Annotated in this window: 16 protein-coding genes; 4 read left to right on the top strand and 12 right to left on the bottom strand. The window is 46.7% G+C overall.

The genetic code is table 11. The features are described from left to right. Nucleotides 1–8: 8 nt before the first annotated feature. The 12 genes from secD to ACUJFK_RS04400 form a co-directional block, all read right to left on the bottom strand. Nucleotides 9–1,865: a protein translocase subunit SecD gene (secD, locus tag ACUJFK_RS04455; protein ID WP_306177137.1), complete on the bottom strand. Its 1,857-nt coding sequence runs from the start codon at nucleotides 1,863–1,865 to the stop codon at nucleotides 9–11. Between the two features lie 28 nt (nucleotides 1,866–1,893). Continuing rightward, nucleotides 1,894–2,229, bottom strand: coding sequence for a preprotein translocase subunit YajC (yajC, locus tag ACUJFK_RS04450; protein ID WP_226749473.1), 336 nt, complete (start codon nucleotides 2,227–2,229; stop codon nucleotides 1,894–1,896). Nucleotides 2,230–2,255: 26 nt separating this feature from the next. Continuing rightward, nucleotides 2,256–3,386 carry a tRNA guanosine(34) transglycosylase Tgt gene (gene tgt / locus ACUJFK_RS04445; protein WP_226749472.1) on the bottom strand — a complete coding sequence of 377 codons (1,131 nt, stop codon included), beginning with the start codon at nucleotides 3,384–3,386 and terminating at the stop codon, nucleotides 2,256–2,258. Nucleotides 3,387–3,495: 109 nt separating this feature from the next. Next, nucleotides 3,496–4,521 (bottom strand): tRNA preQ1(34) S-adenosylmethionine ribosyltransferase-isomerase QueA, encoded by a 1,026-nt coding sequence (gene queA, locus ACUJFK_RS04440; RefSeq protein ID WP_445426203.1) that lies wholly within the window; start codon nucleotides 4,519–4,521, stop codon nucleotides 3,496–3,498. A gap of 438 nt (nucleotides 4,522–4,959) precedes the next feature. Then, the gene (locus ACUJFK_RS04435; RefSeq protein ID WP_226749470.1) at nucleotides 4,960–5,880 is read right to left on the bottom strand and encodes a hydrogen peroxide-inducible genes activator; all 921 of its coding nucleotides are present in this window, start codon (nucleotides 5,878–5,880) and stop codon (nucleotides 4,960–4,962) included. Nucleotides 5,881–6,037: 157 nt separating this feature from the next. Further along, nucleotides 6,038–7,303: an inorganic phosphate transporter gene (locus ACUJFK_RS04430; protein WP_226749469.1), complete on the bottom strand. Its 1,266-nt coding sequence runs from the start codon at nucleotides 7,301–7,303 to the stop codon at nucleotides 6,038–6,040. 18 nt (nucleotides 7,304–7,321) lie between these two features. Next, nucleotides 7,322–7,999, bottom strand: coding sequence for a TIGR00153 family protein (locus tag ACUJFK_RS04425; RefSeq protein ID WP_226749468.1), 678 nt, complete (start codon nucleotides 7,997–7,999; stop codon nucleotides 7,322–7,324). A gap of 142 nt (nucleotides 8,000–8,141) precedes the next feature. Next, complete coding sequence (gene phoU / locus ACUJFK_RS04420) at nucleotides 8,142–8,855, bottom strand: phosphate signaling complex protein PhoU (RefSeq protein WP_226749467.1); 714 nt, start codon at nucleotides 8,853–8,855, stop codon at nucleotides 8,142–8,144. A 47-nt stretch (nucleotides 8,856–8,902) separates the two neighbouring features. After that, a complete protein-coding gene (gene pstB, locus ACUJFK_RS04415; protein WP_439647494.1) occupies nucleotides 8,903–9,676 on the bottom strand; it encodes a phosphate ABC transporter ATP-binding protein PstB in 774 nt (257 codons plus the stop codon). Between the two features lie 44 nt (nucleotides 9,677–9,720). After that, nucleotides 9,721–11,073: a phosphate ABC transporter permease PstA gene (gene pstA / locus ACUJFK_RS04410; protein ID WP_226749466.1), complete on the bottom strand. Its 1,353-nt coding sequence runs from the start codon at nucleotides 11,071–11,073 to the stop codon at nucleotides 9,721–9,723. Further along, nucleotides 11,073–12,935, bottom strand: coding sequence for an ABC transporter permease subunit (locus ACUJFK_RS04405; protein WP_226749465.1), 1,863 nt, complete (start codon nucleotides 12,933–12,935; stop codon nucleotides 11,073–11,075). Before ACUJFK_RS04405 ends, pstA begins: the two co-directional genes overlap by 1 nt. Further along, nucleotides 12,932–13,903: a PstS family phosphate ABC transporter substrate-binding protein gene (locus ACUJFK_RS04400; protein ID WP_445426202.1), complete on the bottom strand. Its 972-nt coding sequence runs from the start codon at nucleotides 13,901–13,903 to the stop codon at nucleotides 12,932–12,934. The genes ACUJFK_RS04405 and ACUJFK_RS04400 overlap by 4 nt, the downstream gene beginning before the upstream one ends. Before the next feature lie 264 nt (nucleotides 13,904–14,167). Here ACUJFK_RS04400 and ACUJFK_RS04395 point away from each other — a divergent pair, with 264 nt between their 5' ends. The 4 genes from ACUJFK_RS04395 (at nucleotide 14,168) to ACUJFK_RS04380 (ending at nucleotide 19,024) form a co-directional block, all read left to right on the top strand. After that, nucleotides 14,168–14,665, top strand: a complete 498-nt coding sequence (locus ACUJFK_RS04395) for a glycine cleavage system protein R (protein ID WP_226749463.1) — start codon at nucleotides 14,168–14,170, stop codon at nucleotides 14,663–14,665. A 92-nt stretch (nucleotides 14,666–14,757) separates the two neighbouring features. Then, nucleotides 14,758–16,890: a polyphosphate kinase 1 gene (gene ppk1, locus ACUJFK_RS04390; RefSeq protein WP_445426201.1), complete on the top strand. Its 2,133-nt coding sequence runs from the start codon at nucleotides 14,758–14,760 to the stop codon at nucleotides 16,888–16,890. Continuing rightward, nucleotides 16,887–18,440, top strand: a complete 1,554-nt coding sequence (locus tag ACUJFK_RS04385) for a Ppx/GppA phosphatase family protein (protein WP_445426200.1) — start codon at nucleotides 16,887–16,889, stop codon at nucleotides 18,438–18,440. The genes ppk1 and ACUJFK_RS04385 overlap by 4 nt, the downstream gene beginning before the upstream one ends. Continuing rightward, nucleotides 18,440–19,024: a DNA-3-methyladenine glycosylase I gene (locus ACUJFK_RS04380; RefSeq protein ID WP_445426199.1), complete on the top strand. Its 585-nt coding sequence runs from the start codon at nucleotides 18,440–18,442 to the stop codon at nucleotides 19,022–19,024. The genes ACUJFK_RS04385 and ACUJFK_RS04380 overlap by 1 nt, the downstream gene beginning before the upstream one ends. The last annotated feature ends 7 nt before the right edge of the window (nucleotides 19,025–19,031 follow it).

Genomic DNA, 19,031 nt, shown 5'->3' with positions numbered 1-19,031 from the left:
CAAGCTCCTTACATCGGTAACGACTGTACGCGACGGCCGCCCCAGATTAAATTAACCAGCAAGCGGGTACCCACTACTGAAGTAAAGATCGAGGTTAAAATACCGATAGCTAAAGTGATGGCGAAGCCTTTCACTGGGCCAGTACCAATTCCAAACAGGATCAGGGCCACTAATAATGTGGTGATATTCGAGTCAGCGATTGTCGCAAAAGCACGGTCATAGCCTTGATGGATCGCTTGTTGGATCGAGCGGCCTTCGGCAATTTCTTCACGGATCCGTTCAAATATCAGTACGTTAGCATCAACGGCCATACCGACAGTTAACACAATACCCGCCATACCCGGTAACGTTAGGGTGGCACCGGGGATCATCGACATAAAGCCAATAATTAACACCAGGTTAGCGACCAACGCCAAGTTAGCAATTAAACCGAACACACGGTAGTAAATCACCATAAAGATTAAGACCACCACCATACCCCACATAATGGCCGTCATACCTAGATCGATATTTTCCTGACCGAGGCTTGGCCCTATGGTGCGTTCTTCGATGATTTGCGTAGGTGCAATCAGTGCACCGGCACGCAGTAGCAAGGCGAGATTTTGTGCTTCAGCAGGGTTACCAATACCGGTAATGCGGAAACTGCGCCCCAAACGCGCTTGAATGGTCGCGGCATTGATCACTTCTTCCTGCTTAATCAACACGGGCGTGCCATCAGCTTGTAATTGCTCACCGGGCTTATATTCAATAAACACGGTAGCCATACGTCGACCAATCGAATCACGAGTCGAGGTTGAAAGTAAATTACCGCCTTGTGCATCCAGAGAAATGTTAACCTGTGGCTGGCCCATTTCATCGTAACTTGAGCTGGCATTGGTGATGTGCTCACCGGTCAGCATCACGCGGTTTTCCAGTAAGAAAGGTTGGCCACTGCGATCATAATACAAACCTGAACCGGGTGGTAAACGACCATTCAAGGCCGCACCTAAGTCACCTTGCTCGTCGACTAAACGAAACTCGAGTGTTGCCGTTGCGCCCAAAATCTCTTTAGCTTGCGCCGGATCTTGTACGCCAGGTAATTGCACTATAATACGATCAGCGCCTTGACGCTGTACCAGCGGCTCAGCTACCCCAATTTCATTAACCCGATTACGGATAATGGTAATGTTCTGTTCAAGTGCGTATTCACGAATTTCGCGCAGACGGATTTCGCTTAAGGTCACTTGTAGGCTAAATTCAGCAGGGCCGTCAGTAAACACTAACTCACGGTCCAGTTTGCCTAAGGCCGAGCGAGCCGCTTGCACATCTTCAGCTGAGCGCAATTGCAGTTGCACCATGCCGCGTTCAACATCTGCAGAAACTGAACGGTAGCGCACTTTAGCTTCACGTAAGTCGGCACGAAACGCACCCACCATGTCATTGATGTTTTTATCAATGGCCGCTTTCATGTCTACGGCCATTAAAAAATGCACACCACCACGTAAATCTAAGCCTAACTTCATTGGTGTTGCACCAATGCCAGCAAGCCAATCGGGGGTGGTGGGCACTAAGTTTAATGCCGTAACATAGTTAACAGTACCCAATAAATTAATGGCAATTTGCCGCGCTCGCAGCTGATCTTCAGCAGATTGAAAGCGCGCTAACACCTGACCATTTTCCAGTGTTACCGATTTTGGCGTAACACCTTCACTGATAAAGCTTTGCTCTAACTGTTGGCGAGTGCTTTCTAACACCACGCCCCCACGGGTTGCATTAATATTCAGCGCCGGATCTTCCGGGTATAAATTTGGCATTGCGTAAACTAATGCCAGTAGCAGTACCCCGATAACGACCAGGTACCGCCAGAGCGGATTTTGGTTTAACACGAATACATCCTTTCGTTAGCAGTGCCGCTTATAACGACTTTAAAGTACCCTTAGGTAATACCGCACTGATAGCGGATTTTTGTACTGTGACTTCAGTACTGTCATTTAATGCCACAACGACAAAGTCTTTATCTTCCGCAATTTTAGTAATGCGACCGACAATACCGCCTTGCGTCAGCACTTCATCACCTTTACCTAAAGCCGACATCAGGTTGCGATGTTCTTTTACACGCTTGGCTTGTGGGCGGTAGATTAAAAAGTAAAAAATCAAACCAAACGCCAACAACATAATAATTAAATCCCAACCACCACCTTGTGGTGCGGCAGCGGTATCGGCATAGGCTTGGTTAATGAATAAACTCATGGTTGTCCCCTTAATGTTAAAATCAGTTATTCTGTTAATTCTGCGTCCAGCGATGGTACTGGCATACTTCTTTTTGCGTAAAATTCTGCTACAAAGGCTGACAAGTTACCAGCGGCAATAGCTGCGCGCAATCCCTGCATCAGCTTCTGATAATGATGCAGGTTATGAATGGTGTTTAAACGCGCGCCTAAAATCTCGTTGCAACGATCTAAATGATGTAAATAGGCCCGAGAATAATTTTTACACGTGTAACAATCACAGTCTTTGTCTAACGGCGCGGTATCGGTTTTATGCTTGGCGTTGCGGATTTTAATTACGCCATCACTAACAAACAAATGACCATTACGCGCATTGCGTGTCGGCATGACGCAATCAAACATATCCACGCCACGGCGTACCGCTTCAACTAAGTCTTCTGGTTTGCCTACGCCCATTAAATAACGCGGTTTGTTCGCTGGCATTTTATCAGTGGTGTGGTTCAGAATATTAATCATATCGGCTTTGGGTTCACCTACCGATAAACCGCCGATGGCATAGCCGTCAAAACCAATCTCTTCTAAACCGGCTAATGAAATGTCTCGCAAATGCGGATACATGCCACCTTGGATAATACCAAACAACGCTGACGGGTTATCGCCATGCGCATCTTTTGAACGTTTCGCCCAGCGCAGCGATAATTCCATGGACTTACGAGCTTGTGGCTCGGTCGCCGGATAAGGCGTGCATTCATCAAAGATCATCACAATATCTGAACCCAGATCGCGCTGCACTTCCATTGAGCGTTCTGGCGTTAACATGATGCGTTCGCCATTTAGCGGCGAGCGGAACTTAACGCCTTCTTCGGTGATTTTGCGCAGTTCGCCAAGGCTAAATACCTGAAAACCGCCTGAGTCAGTTAAGATGGGTTTATGCCAATGCATAAAATCATGCAGGTCACCGTGTAACTTAATAATGTCAGTGCCCGGACGCAGCATTAAGTGAAAGGTGTTACCTAAGCAAATTTGCGCACCGGTGGCATCTAACTCTTCTGGTGTCATGCCTTTTACCGTGCCGTAAGTCCCCACGGGCATAAAGGCAGGGGTATCCACCACACCACGATCAAAAATAAGTTGGCCACGACGGGCTTTACCGTCAGTAGCAAGTAATTCAAATTTCAAAATTTACCTCTTCTGGCCGGAAAAACAGTCCGGCTCGTCATTATTAGCGTTTTGCCGCAATATGGCCGCGCGCAATCGGCGGCCATTATAGCAGTATTCAGCCAGCGGCTTAACTAATAAACATCGCGTCGCCATAGGAATAAAAGCGATATTGCTCTGCAATAGCCGTTTTATAAGCCTGTAATACATGTTGTTGGCTACTAAAGGCGGACACCAGCATAATCAGTGTCGATTCGGGTAAATGAAAGTTGGTGATTAGTGCATCAATGACTTGAAAGCGATAACCCGGGTAAATAAAAATTTGGGTATCGCCACTGTAAGGTTGCAGCTGACCGCCATGCTGTGCCGCAGCGGATTCAAGCGAACGCACTGAGGTAGTACCGACGGCTACTACCCGATTGCCGCGCGCTTTACATGCTGCAACGGCATCCACCACCTCTTGCTCCACTTCAATATATTCAGCATGCATTTTATGCTCTAGCACCGAATCAACGCGTACCGGCTGAAAAGTACCGGCGCCAACATGCAAAGTCACAAAAGCAAATTGCACGCCTTTGGCCGCTAATTGATCTAACAAGGGCTGGTCAAAGTGTAAACCTGCTGTAGGTGCAGCCACGGCACCGGGTTTTTTGTTATACACCGTTTGATAACGGGCTTTATCTTCTTCGGTATCAGGGCGCGCAATGTAAGGGGGTAACGGCATATGTCCTAGCCTGTCTAGCATGGCAAATACCGGCTCATCACCCAGTAACTCTAATTCAAATAAGGTATCGTGCCGTTGACGCATCAGCACTTTAGCGGAATTTTCTAACAATAATTCTGTGCCGGGTTTTGGCGCTTTACTGGCACGAATATGCGCTAAAAAACGCTGTTGGTCCAAGACACGTTCGACCAACACTTCAACCTGGCCGCCTGAGGCTTTTTGACCAAACAAACGGGCGGGGATCACGCGTGTGTTGTTAAACACTAACAAATCCCCAGGGTTAAGCAAATCAAACAGTTCTTTGAAGATATGATGGTGCAGTTCACCCGTTTGGCGCTGCATGGCCAGTAAACGACTGGCTGAGCGCTCAGCCTGTGGTTGACTGGCAATTAGATGTTCAGGTAACTCAAAACTAAAATCTTTCACTAACATAGCGTTGTCCTTGGCTTTACCGGCCAAATCCGGCGGTGCTATGTTAGCAAATTTATCCAGGGCTTGTTGACGTTTGATGGTTGTTTTTGCAGTTGAGTGGCTGGTATTTATACAAGGCAGAGCTAGTGCCGTGTAGTTATTCTACATAAACAAGCGACCTGTTTGTATGGAACAAACGGGAACACCTCTGCTGGCCAAAGGCGAAATATAGGATATATTTCGTATAACGTAGTAGAAATGCCAGCCACACGCTGCCCGAAGGGTTCGTCTGGCGATGCTTTGTTCTTTGTGGCCTACATGGATGTAGGTCAGGGGCGAGAGCAGGACGCGGTAGCTTCTCTCGTCATTTATTTAGACTAACAAACCGGATACCGCGTACTGCACTCCTCGTTTCGCGATCAAAACACCGCCAAACGAACAAAATCTAAACAGCAAACGTCAACAAGCCCTTGCTCGACACTTTTTTACCAGCACTTCACCGATTAACGCGGCCATTTGCTGATAACTACGCGCTTTACTTGACGTTGGACGCCACGCAACGCCGATATCCCGATATGCCTGCCCGGCAGAAGCCGGCTGACTGATTAACTCGGTGCCCTCTAAAACACCACTATTAATCGCCATCTGCGGCATAAAGGTCACCCCCAGTTTGTTATTCACCATTTGCGTAAGGGTATGTAAGCTGGTAGCGAAAAAAGGATTCACCTTACGGCTGTCTTCTAATTCACAGGCTTTTACCGCATGACCCGTTAAACAATGCTCGCGCTCTAACAAGAAGATACTTTCATCTGGCCATTGGTTAATATCCTGATTAAAACCCCGATCTTGCCAATCTTTATGCAGTACTAAATTAAACGCGTCTTGTTGCAGTACTTCAGTGTGCAATACGCCCGTTTCATAAGGTAGCGCCAGCAACACCATATCTAAGCGGCCTTCACTTAACGCATGCAACGAGTTATCTGAGGTGTCTTCGCGCAATAATAGTTGCAACTCGGGAAAACGCTCACGGCATAGTGTCATAACTTCACCCAGCACAAAGGGCGCAATAGTCGGGATACAACCCAACCGAAAAGGCCCGGTCATCGGTTTACCCTGTGATTTAGCAAAATCGGTCAGCTCTTCGCATTGCTCAATAATATGACGTGCCAGCCTGACAACATCTTCACCTAGGGCAGTGAAAATAAAGGTTTTATGGTCACGCTCTAATAATTGCGTTTCCATGGTCTCTTCTAAACTGGCAATGGCCGCGCTGAGTGTCGATTGCCCAACATAGCAAGCATCGGCAGCACGACCAAAATGCTGATGCTCATGCAAGGCGAGTAAATACTGTAATTGTTTAATACTGGGCAGACGTTTCATACTTAACCTTTCGCTACAATCTAATTGGTAAAACTTACCTTTTTTAATCGATTTAAGCAATTAGCATCAGTGGCATGATGAAAGAAATATAAGCTGCAGGCAGACAAGACTGGCTTTTTAGCTGCGACAGCCCTGCTGTCGCAGCTAACACAAAAGTTTAACTGAAAATCGCTTTTAAGATGTAGAAGAACACGATGGCCAAACCTGCGCCGACCGGTAAGGTAATAACCCAAGAAATAAAGATATTACGCACTACCCCCAGGTTTAAGGCCGCAATACCCCGTGCTAAACCCACGCCTAGTACAGCACCTACTAAGGTTTGCGTGGTAGAGATGGGTAAACCCGCACCCGAAGCAATAACCACGGTAGAAGCAGCAGACAGCTCTGCCGCGAAACCACGGCTGGGTGTTAAATGCGTAATCGCCGTACCGATTGTTTTAATAACACGGGCACCTAAGGTCGCTAAACCAATAACGATACCGATGGCACCTAAAGGCAACACCCACACGGCTAACGTTGCTTTAGCCGCAATTTCACCGCCAGAGGTCACCACACTGACTACCGCCGCCACTGGGCCGATAGCATTCGCCACATCGTTCGAGCCGTGTGCAAAGGCCATACAACATGCGGTGGTAATCATTAAAATACCGAAAATACGCTCTACGTTGTTGTAGTGCATCTCTTTGTCGGCTTCTGGGTCAATTTGAATACGCGAAATGGCGATCTTACCAATAACCGCTACAACCACACCGACGGCAATCGAGATATAAATACCATTGGCGGTAGAAATATCTAAACCAACATGCTTTAAGCCTTTTTGCACGGTAACCAAGGTCATCATTAAACCGGCGAAAAACATATAGAAAGGTACATAACGCTTGGCGTTTTCTAAAGGGTTATCGGTATCAAAAATTAAGCGTTGCGCACTCATAAAGATTAAATAAGCCAACACCCCCGCCAACATGGGTGTCACGACCCAGCTACCAACGATGCCACTGACTTTATTCCATTGCACGGCTTCAGTGCCGGCAGCAACTAAAGCAAAACCGATAATAGCACCGATAATCGAGTGAGTGGTGGAGACTGGCCAACCAAAGTAAGACGCTGCTAGCAACCAGGTACCGGCAGCTAATAAAGCAGCGATCATACCAAACACCATAAATTCAGGTGTATCGGCAAAGTAACCGGCATCAATAATACCCGAGCGGATTGTTGAGGTAACAGAACCGCCTGCTAAGTAAGCGCCAGCGAATTCAAATATCGCTGCAATCAAGATAGCTTGTTTAATCGTGAGGGCTTTAGAGCCAACAGAGGTACCCATGGCATTTGCCACATCATTGGCACCGACACCGTAAGCCATAAAAAAGCCAAATACTGCGGCCAAAATAATCAGGATCAGGCCGTAAGATTCTAAAATTGCCATAAAAAATTACCTATTAGGTTAGCGGGCTAGCATAATTTCAAGACGGGAACCAACACGTAAGGCGACATCTGCTAAATCGCCCAACCATTCCAGTGTGCGATATAAAAACATCACATCGACTGGGTTAAGATCCTTCTCGGCTAGCCGCAACTTCTTACGTAATTTAATTTGCATTTCATCGGTATCGTGCTCGATAGCATCCAATTGCTCGACCATCTTAATCACTAGATTAACTTCACGGCCACGAAAGCCCGTTTCCAGCAATTCATCTAGTTCATTAATTACCTGAGAAGCCATCTCGGTGGCATCAATACAACGCTGCACATAAGCAGTAAATTCAGTTTGGATTGTTTCAGGAATTTCTAATTCACGACCCAACACGCGGCCAGAAATATCTTTTGCTTTATTAGCAATTTTATCTTGTTGCGATACCAATTCTAAAATATCGGTGCGGTCAACGGGTAAAAACAAACCTCGCGGTAAGTTAATCCGAATTTCACGTTTTAAGCGATCAGCATCTTTTTCAAATGCAACGATGCTCTTACGCACTTCCGCTGCCTGGGTCCAATCTTTTTGATAAACCGCCGCAAAGAATGGCAGTAATTGCTCACTGGCTTGGTGTACTTTGCGAATATGCTCTTCAATCGGCTTTATTGGCGATTTGGCAAATACGGACAAAAAAGTATTAGCGGGCATAGAGGGCCTCATTGATGTTAAGTGACTGTAGTCGGCGAACATTGTAACCGCAATGCCAAAGTAATAAAAATGAAATGTCGTTTCAAAAAAAATGCCCCTGCTAGAATACCAGCAGAGGCACGGCAAAACATTTTACTAACAGCTAGTCGCCACGAACTTCCTGCTCGAGCTTTTCGTGGCTGGCATGTCTAACTACTTTACCTTTAACAAAGAAAATAATGTATTCCGACAAGTTCTTACAGCGATCGCCAATGCGTTCTAACGAGCGAGCCGACCACAGCACGTTCATCACTTTAGGAATAGAGCGCGGATCTTCAATCATGTAGGTCATTAATTGCCGCGTAATCGCTTCGTATTCACGATCCACTTTTTTATCTTCTTTATGCACGGTTAACGCTGCTTCAACGTCCATTCGAGCAAAAGCATCTAACACATCGTGCAACATTTGCGCGACATGCCGCCCCAGATTGTCTAGGTTTACCAGCAAGTCTTGTTGATCACTGTTAAAAGACTCCAGCGCCACTTTGGCAATACGCCGTGTTTCATCACCGATCCGCTCTAAATCGTTAATGCTTTTTAATATCGCCATTATTAAGCGCAGATCGCTAGCAGCAGGCTGACGCTTGGCAATCACTCGGGTACATTCTTTATCTATCTGTAATTCCCAGTCATTGACCTTCAGATCATTGGCAATAACCTGCTGTGCCAATTCACTATCGCTATTAGCAATGGCGGCTAAGGCATCATAAAGTTGCCGCTCAATTAGGCCGCCCATCGACATCACATGATTTCTAATTTGCTCCAATTCTTCGTTGAACTGGCTGGAAATATGCTTCGATAAATTTAATTTATCCATCCTGTTAGTCTCCGTGGTCCTATTCTGGCTTAGCCAAAGCAATTCAGTTAACCGAACCGCCCAGTAATATAATCTTCTGTTTGCGGCTGGCGTGGATCGGTAAAGATCTTGTTGGTGGCATCAAACTCAACCAACTGCCCTAAATTCATAAACGCAGTAAAATCCGATACCCGCGCCGCCTGCTGCATATTATGTGTCACGATAACGATGGTGTATTGCTGCTTTAACTCATACAGCAATTCTTCAATTTTTAGGGTTGAAATCGGATCCAACGCTGAAGCCGGTTCATCCAATAACAACACCTCGGGCTCAATGGCAATAGCACGGGCAATCACTAGCCGCTGCTGTTGACCACCCGATAAGGTCAACGCATTGTCATATAAACGATCTTTCACTTCATGCCAAAGTGCGGCTTTTTGTAAGGCCGCGGCGATTAACTCGTCTAACTGCCTAGCACTGTTAATCCCCTGCAAACGCAAGCCAAAAGCGACATTTTCATACACCGACAATGGAAACGGATTGGGTTTTTGAAACACAATGCCAACCCGTCGACGTAACTCGGCTAAATCGACACCCGTTTGATAAATATTCAATTCATCTAGCAACACCTGCCCTTCGGTGCTGGCATCATCAAGCAGTTCATTCATGCGATTGAAGCTTCGCAATAACGTTGATTTGCCACAACCGGATGGCCCAATCAGCGCCGTGACACGATTAGCCGGAATGTCTAAACTGATTTGATCCAGCACTGTTTTACCGGCCAAACTGACCGACAAGTTTTGTGCTGACATTTTCGTACTGACATCCGTTAATGCGGCCATTGTATTCCTCATTTATGACACTTTTATGAAAATAAGACGTATTTTTAAGCACCCTGACTGCGTGTCTTTGCCCGATAGTAACGGCGTAAGCGCATCGCTAATAAATTCAGGCTACCAATTAATAACAGCAACACCAGAGCAATAGCGTACACCCGAGGCTCAGCTGCGTCGGCATTCGAGCTTTGCAAGCCAACATCATAAATTTGCAAACCCAAGCTCATAATTTGCTGATCAAGCTGCACAAACGGCCATTCGCTCCGCAGTGGTAATACCGGTGCGTATTTCACCACCCCAACAAAAATTAACGGAGCAACCTCGCCGGCGGCACGTGACATCGCCAGCACCACACCCGTGATCATGGCAGGAATAGCAACCGGTAAAATAAGCTTACGTAATACTTCCGCTTTGGTCGCACCTAAGGCATAACCACCTAAGCGCAAACTTTGGGGTATGCGTGCCAGCCCCTCTTCTGTGGCGACAATCACCACGGGTAAGGTTAATAATGCTAGGGTCAGGGATACCCATAGCAAGCCGGGGGTGCCAAAAGTCGCTTGAGGGAGTTGTTCCGCGTAAAACAACTGATCAATACTGCCACCTAACACATAAACAAAAAAACCTAAGGCAAACACGCCAAATACCACAGAGGGCACCCCAGCAAGGTTGTGTACACTGAGTCGCACCAAACGCACTAAGCGGCCATCTTTGGCATATTCATGTAAATAAATACCCGCCATAATACCAATCGGCGCAACTAACAAAGCCATTAATAATACCGATAATACCGTACCCATAATGGCCGGTAAGATCCCGCCCGCGCTGTTTGCTTGCCGAGGTTCAGTACTCAAAAACTGCCACCACTGCGCCGCAAACAGTTGCAACTTACCCCATAACGACAACTGATTGGGTGAAATCACCCGTTCAATATCGCGACGCTGAAAGGTTCTGCTGCTGTTATCGCTTAAGCGTAATTGCAGTTCAGTCGCATTCTCTTGCGTCACGACACCATAAAACTCGCCTTGGCTAAAATGCCGCAGCAAACTTAGCTGCGCCGGCGTTTGCCAATCGTGGCTCAAATGCTGCCAATACCAACGAAACGCCGTTTGCCCTGCCATCTGGCCTTGTTTGATTAACACACGCTGTGCCTGGCTGTGGCTCGGTAGGCCCGCAGCAGCAAGTTGCTCAGCATTAACTTGCTGGCGAGACACCACCTCACCAAACACTTGCTGCATTTGGCCTGAGATGGGGTATTGAAACTGCACGACTTCGGCTGGCCAAAATAACCGTAAACCACGGCTTAAAATTAACAAACACAATAAAAAAAACGTGAGTAGCGTTAAAGCGGTGGCTAATGCCGAAAAGAAATAGAGTCGCCGCCCGGGCTGCCGATTCGTGCTCATTATTCCAACCTCTGTAAATTACGGCGTAAACGTTGGCGCACTAAGTCAGCTAAGGTATTTGCAGCAAAGGTGAAAACAAACAACAAAATAGCCACTAAAAACAACACGCGATAATGGCTGCTGTCGACCGCAGCTTCGGGGAGTTCGATGGTCAGCGTGGCCGTTAAACTGCGCAGCCCTTCGAACAGATTAAAATTGGTGATGGGGTTATTGCCGGTCGCCATCAAAATAATCATCGTTTCACCAATGGCACGACTTAACCCCAACATCACGGCCGCTAGAAACCCGGGCATCGCCACCGGTAACATAATTCGCCGTACAATTTGCCATTGATTGGCCCCCAGCGCATAGGCACCGGCCGTCAGTTGTTGCGGAATTTGTGCTAAAGCATCGTAGCTTACTGTATAAATGACCGGTAGCACGGCAAAACCCATCGCCAGACCAATCACTAAAGCATTACGCTGCTGATAATCTACGCCTTGTTGATCTAACCAAAAACGTAAGCTGTCTTCAAACAGTAAGCTTTCAAACCAAGAGCCTAAACCCAACGCCACCCAGGCACCAATCAGCAATATCGCACTCATCAGTATTAACGTGGCACCACTGCTATTTAAATGCTGCCAACGGCGGGGTAAATAATGCCAATAATAGGCCAATGCCCAAACAGCCGCCGGCACTAACAGTAAATACAGTAATAAAGAGAGCAAATGTTGCTCTAAGGCTGGGGCCAGCCAAATAGCCGCTAAAAAGCCAATAATGACGGTAGGAAATAACGCCATCAGTTCAATCATGCTACTTAAGTGGCTGCGAACCGGCTCTTGCAAAAAGCACACACTAAAAATGGCGGCCAAGACAGCTAAGGGTACCGCCACCAATAACGCATAAAAAGCCGCTTTTAGGGTACCGACGGTTAAGGGTACCAAAGAGTATTTACCTTGATAAAGCTCATAACCCCCACCGCTTTGCCAAACATATTCGGGTTGTTGCCAGCTTTCGTACCAGACTTTTTGCCACAGCGTACGCCATGAAATTTCGGGATGTCGATTATTAATGGCTAAAAAGCCTTCGGCCTGCTGCGCGCTGAGCAGCCACAAACCGTCATTATTAGGGGTAAAACGTAATTCGGTCACGCCTTTCTGCGCCAAAGAGAAAGTTGCATACTGTGCCTGCCAAATAGCTGAACTTAACGCACTATAAAACACACTGAGGCCACCGTTAGCATCTAATACTGCAAAGCCACGACGGCCTCGTTCGGCAGCAATAGCGACAATAGCCGCAGCTTGCTGGCTAAATGGTTTAACCCAACTCAAGCGAAGTTGCCCCGCCGCATCAGCAATCAAATACCATTGTTTTAATTGGCCACTGCTATCGCCGGTAATTAAGCTTTGTTGGCCTGCTAACCAAGTGGCGGCGGTTAACTGCACCGTGCGATCAGTAAGAGATAAACGCTGCTGACAGCCTTGTGACAATGCCGCACGCAGCAACACACAGGCTTCGCCATCGCGTTTAGCGAGTATAATGACGCGCTTTAACCCATCAATTAACTGAAAATCAGCGGCAAAACCCGCTTTTGCAGCAGCCATAGCCAAATCGTCATCGGCTATACTGGGTAGTATTAATGCCGGTGGCGGCGTGCTAGCAGCATGCGGCTGTAACTGAGCCGATACCGGTTTAAACAATGGCAGCACTTCTAGCAACAAATAAACAAAAATGGCCAATAACGTGGCGATCACACTGACCCCAGCCAAGGTGATTAACGCATGCCAGCCTCGGTCTAACCAACGCCGATGGCGACTTCGTCGCTGACGTTGCTGCGCATTCGGTAAATGACTGCCTGTAGGCTTTTCTGAGTTAGGCGTCATAAGCCTAAATCCTCAAACACTTGCTGTCTCAAGGGTAACGGGATTGGCACTAAGCCATCACTTTCTAATAGCTGCTGCCCCGCTGCGGATAAAATAAAGCGGAAAAATTCACGCTCGGCTGCAGCTAACGGCTGATTAGGGGCTTTATTAACATAAATATAGAGTAACCGAGCCAACGGGTAAGCCCCAGATAAGGCATTCTCCGGACTGGGCATAATGGCCGCTTCTTCTGCGCCTTGACTGATCGCCAACATTTTTACCCCAGCAATCTGCTGCCCCACCCCAGAGTAACCTAGGCCGTTCTCACTTAAACTTACCGACCTAACTACAGCAGCAGCGCCCGCTAGCTGCGCGACTTTTTGCTGAAAATCGTCGTTACAAAGCGCCTTTTGCCGAAAAAAAGCATAAGTCCCTGACGCTGGATTACGACCATAAGCGGCAATAGATCGTTGCTGCCATCGCCCCGCTAAACCCAAATCGCCCCAACGCGTGATCGCAGAATGAAGCGCACAACGCCGATTTTGCGAAAAAATTGCTTCAAGCTGCGCCATACTGATTTGTTGTAACGGGTTATCTTGATGCACATAAATTGCCAGCATATCCAGTGCAACAGGCACCGCATAGGCTTCATAGCCAAAACGACGGCGAAAACGATCTTGTTCAGCCGTTAACATGACGCGGCTCATCGGCCCAAGATTGGCGGTGCCCTCAACCAAAGCGACAGGGGCGGTAGCCGAACCACTACTTTGTATTTGAATATTTAATTGCGGATGTTTCAGCACAAATTCACGCCGCCAAACCATCATCATATTATGCAAGGTGTCAGAGCCGGTGCTGGATAAGGTGCCAGTTAAGCTTGCGGTTTGGCTAACACTATTCGGTCGAGTTTCAGTGCTACACACCAAGGGTGTAATCACTAATAACAGCACACTACAGAGGTGGCTTAAGCGCATGCGCAGGGTATCCATTGCTATCGAACCTAGTCCAGATGAGTTGCAATCTTAACGTGCCTAAGCAGCAACCCCAAATAAAAATTTAGTATTTACTTTAAAACCATCTGCTTGCAGCTACACTCTATAACAAGTATTCGACAGATTTTACCATGGGGGTGTTGACCTTACCGTGGCAAATCTTGTTTACTGCGCTGCTTAGAAACATATTACAGCATTAATCGGGCGTTAAGCAGCGGCTATAAATACTTACCCAAACCGGACCTAATGAGGAATAACAGAATGAAGCAGTTAGTACTTACCGTGATCGGTAAAGATAAAGCCGGTTTAGTTGAGCAACTCGCAAAAGTCATCAACGATAATCAAGGTAACTGGATGGCCAGTAACCTAAGCCATTTGGCCGGTTACTTTGCCGGTATAGTGCAAATTGAAGTGGCAGAGCCAGATCTCGCGCAATTAACCGCAAGTTTGCAGCAACTGACGGATCTGGATATTCGTGTACAGCACGGCGAACACATTGAACTCGATAAAAATCAGCAAATTCGTTTTGTGATCACCGGTAACGACAGACCCGGCATTGTGCGGGAATTATCGGCTATTTTAAGCCATAAAGGCGCTAATATTATTGCCTTTGAGAGCAATAAACAAAGCGCACCGAATTGGGGCGTACCGCTATTTCATGCTGAAGCGACCGTGCAACTGCCTGCTGGCTTGCATCGGGATGATGTTATCGAAGCACTCGAAGGGATAGCGACCGATATCGTCGTCGATTTGGAATAATCCGTTATTTTCACGATGCCGTGCGGATGTCATCGTGTTGTCATTAAACTGACATAGTGTGCTTTGCAGGAAGTAAGCAGGAGCAAAATCTAATGGAACAAACCATCCTCCCAGCGAAAACGGAAGATTATCCGCTTTATGCACGAGAGTTAAGCTGGCTGGCATTTAATGGCCGGGTGTTGCAAGAAGCCGCCGACACCCGAAACCCACCGATTGAGCGTTTACGCTTTTTAGGTATTTACTCTAATAACCTTGACGAATTTTTTCGGGTGCGGGTGGCCGATGTGAAACGGCGCATCCTCTTAAAAAAATACCAAACGTGGGAGCACGAAGACGCAGAGCAATTGCTAGGCGAAATTCAAAATCGCGTGCTAGAACTGGGTAAACAATTCAACAAAATCTACTTAGATATTCAGCTAGAACTGCGCAAACACAATATCGAGTTAATCGATGATAGCAAGCTCACCGAATTACAGTCTGGCTGGGTGCGTGGCTATTTTAATAACGAAGTGAAAAAACACATTTCACCGATTATTCTCTCCAGCGCTGATGCCTCTTTAAGTAAGATTTTAGAAGATAACACCACCTATTTATTGGTTGAAATGACCGGTCAGAGCAAGCCTGAATACGCCATCGTGCAAGTGCCTACCGCTGAAGTATCACGCTTTATTGAATTACCCTTACATCTCAATACTCGGAAAAAGAACGGCCATTATCGCCGGCAAATTTTGTTATTAGACGATATTATCAATCATTGTATTGCTGATTTATTTCAAGGCTTTTTTGAGTTTGAGCACATCTGCGCTTTTTCACTGAAACTGACCCGCGATGCCGAATACAATATCAGTGACACCCTTGATCAAAGCCTGATTGATAAAATGTCCAAGGGGATCCGGCAACGCTTAAAGTCTGAGCCCACACGTTTGGTGTATGACGCCGCCATGCCAGAGCAAATGCTTAAAGTGCTGACCAAACAATTAGGCACAAGCTCCGCCGATGCGTTGATTGCCGGTAGCCGTTATCGCAATTTTAAAGATTTTATTGGTTTTCCCAATTTAGGCCATCAAAGCATGGAGTTCCCGCCGCTACCGCCGCTACCCAGCGTCGAATTTGAGCAGCATCCCACCACCTTTGATGCCATCAAAAATAGCGATATTTTGCTGTACTACCCCTACCACAGCTTTGGTTATTTTACCGAGTGGGTACGACAGGCCTCGTTCGACCCCAAGGTAAGCCATATTAAAATCACTATGTACCGAGTAGCCAAGCATTCTCGGGTGATCCACTCGTTGCTAGATGCGGTGCGTAACGGCAAAAAAGTCACAGTGGTGGTGGAATTAAAAGCCCGCTTTGATGAAGAAAATAATATCAACTGGGCGCGGCGCATGACCGAATCGGGTATTGAAGTGATTTTTGGGCAAACCACGCTGAAGATCCACTCCAAGATCTGTTTAATTACCCGCCAAGAAAAAGGCAAAGCGGTGCGCTATGGTCATATCGGTACCGGTAATTTTAATGAGAAAACGGCCCGAATCTATACCGATATGAGCTTATTTACCTGTCATCCGGAAATTACAGCGGAGATTGAACAGGTCTTCGAGTTTATTCAATATTCGTATCGCCCGTTCCAATTTAAACATCTTATTGTGTCACCCACGTGGAGTCGCCCCAAGTTGATGTTGCTGATCCAACGCGAGATTGATTTCGCCATCAGTGGTCGCAAATCCGAGATCTTTCTTAAAGCCAATAACTTGGTCGATGAAGAAATTGTGCAATTACTGTATCGCGCCAGCCAAGCCGGTGTGAAAATTCGCATGATTATTCGGGGTATGTGTTCATTAGTCCCAGGCGTACCTGGTATGAGCCAGAATATCAAGATCATCAGTATTTTAGATCGGTTTTTAGAGCATGCTCGGGTGTATGTGTTTCATAATGGCGGGGATACTGATGTCTATATTTCCTCAGCCGACTGGATGACTCGCAATATCGATCAACGCGTTGAGGTGGGCGTGCCGCTGTTTGATGCTAAGATTAAACAAACAGTGATCGCCACTTTAGATATGCAATGGCGTGATAACGTTAAAGCCCGCAATATTGACGCAAAACAAACCAACACCTATGTTAAACGCGGCAACAAGCGTAATATTCGTTCGCAACAGAATATCTATGACATCTTTGCGGCACAGGCCCAACAGCTAATTAAACAGGTTGATTCCGAGCATTGACAACAACAACTGAACAAGAACAAGGCCAAGCGCCCTATATAGCCGCCGTCGATTTAGGCTCTAACAGTTTTCATATGGTGATTGCCCGAATTGTAAAAGGTGACATCCAATTACTGCATCGCGAAAAACAAAAGGTGCAATTGGCTGAAGGCTTAAGTGATGATTTGGTGCTAAGTGAAGATGCGATAGAGCGCGGATTAAATGTGCTGCGCCAATTTGCGGATACGCTGCAACCCTTTGCCCCGCAATCGGTGCGCGTGATTGCAACTTACACACTACGCCGCGCGAAAAACTCTGCCACGTTTTTACGTCGTGCCAAAACCTTGTTTCCGTTTCCAATTGAAGTGATCTCAGGGCAAGAAGAAGCCCGCTTTATTTATCAGGGCGTCGCGCACTTTGAACACTTTAGTGGCCGTCGTTTAGTGATTGATATTGGTGGTGGCAGCACCGAGTTCGCCTTGGGTGAGGCCGAGCAACCGTTGCGTTTAAGTAGCCGCAATATGGGCTGCGTCAGTTACGGTAAAAGTTTATTCCCGCAAGGTAAAATTAGCAGCCGTCGTTTTAATCGCGCCATTGTGCAAGCCGAGCAAGAACTCGAACCTATCGTTAACAGTTTTCGCACCGTGGGTTGGCAACAAGCGGTGGGTACTTCGGGTTCCGTCAAAACCATTCGCGATATCGTGGTTGGCTTTGGCTGGAGTACTAACGCGCTAGAGTTAGCGCACTTACTGCAACTGCGTAATTACTTGTTAAAGTTTGAAAACTGCCAAGACTTAGATTTACCCGGTTTAACCGATGATCGCAAACTGCTGCTATGCTCTGCGTTGAGTATTTTGATTGCGGCGTTTCAGATGTTACACATAGAACAACTGGTTTACGTTGACGCAGCCTTACGTGAAGGGGTGCTCTATGAAATGAGTGATCGCATGCAGCATTTGGATATACGTGAACAAACCATGCAAAGCCTGGTGCAGCGCTACGACATCGATCAAGCGCAAGCACAGCGGGTTCGTAGCACCGCTTTAGCCTTGGTTACACAAGTAAAAGACAGCTGGCAACTAAATGAGGAAGATGCGCTGCTGTTAAGTTTCGCGGCCACCGTGGCGGAAATAGGGCTACATATCAACTCATCTGGTGTGCAAAAACACTCTGCCTACATTTTGCAAAACGCCAACTTGCCTGGCTTTAACCAAGAGCAGCAAAACTTATTAGCCTGTTTAGTGCGCTTTCATCGCCGAAAAATTCGCGCTGACGAACTACCCTACTTTAGCTTATTTGAACTATCTAAAGTGATTAACTTATTAATTATCTTACGCTTAGCCGTATTACTTAATCAAAAACGCCGAGATGATTTTCTACCAACTTTAGTAATTGAAGCCGGGGCGCAAAGCATAAAATTAGATTTACCCTTGTCTTGGTTGCAGCCACAAAACGTGTTGGCCGCTGATTTACTACAAGAACAAAAAATCTTAAAGAAAATCGCCTTTAAATTAGATATCCCAAGTTTAACAGAGTTATCTAATCAATTGCTGGTAGAGAGCAGCAGCTAATGTGTCGTTGCCCATGGTTAGATATGAGTAAGCCTGATTATGTGGCCTATCATGATAGTGAATGGGGCGTGCCGCTATTTGATGATACAAAACTGTTTGAATTTTTAACGCTAGAAGCAGCGCAAGCGGGTTTGAGTTGGTACACCATACTTAAAAAACGTGATAATTATCGCCAAGCCTTTGCTGATTTTGATGCGGCAAAGGTAGCGGCGTTTGATGAGACACAGGTTCAAGCCTTGCTACAAAATGCCGGTATTATTCGCAACCAATTAAAAATTCGCGCCACCATTAACAATGCCGCCCGTTTTTTAGAAGTGCAAAGCGAATTTGGCAGCTTTAGTGCTTACCAATGGGCCTTTGTTGGCCATCAACCCATCGTTAACGAACCACGGCAATTAGCTGACTATGCAGCACGTAGCCCCGAATCAGACGCCTTTAGTGCTGATTTAAAACGCCGCGGTTTTAAGTTTATTGGTTCGACTATTATCTATGCGCATATGCAAGCCTGTGGCATGGTAAATGACCATAGTGCGACCTGTTTTCGGCGCCAGCAAATTATTGACTGCTACCAAAGCCTTTTCTGACACCCCC

This window comes from Alishewanella sp. HL-SH06 (assembly GCF_052656265.1).
This window is presented reverse-complemented; position numbering and strand designations above follow the sequence as displayed.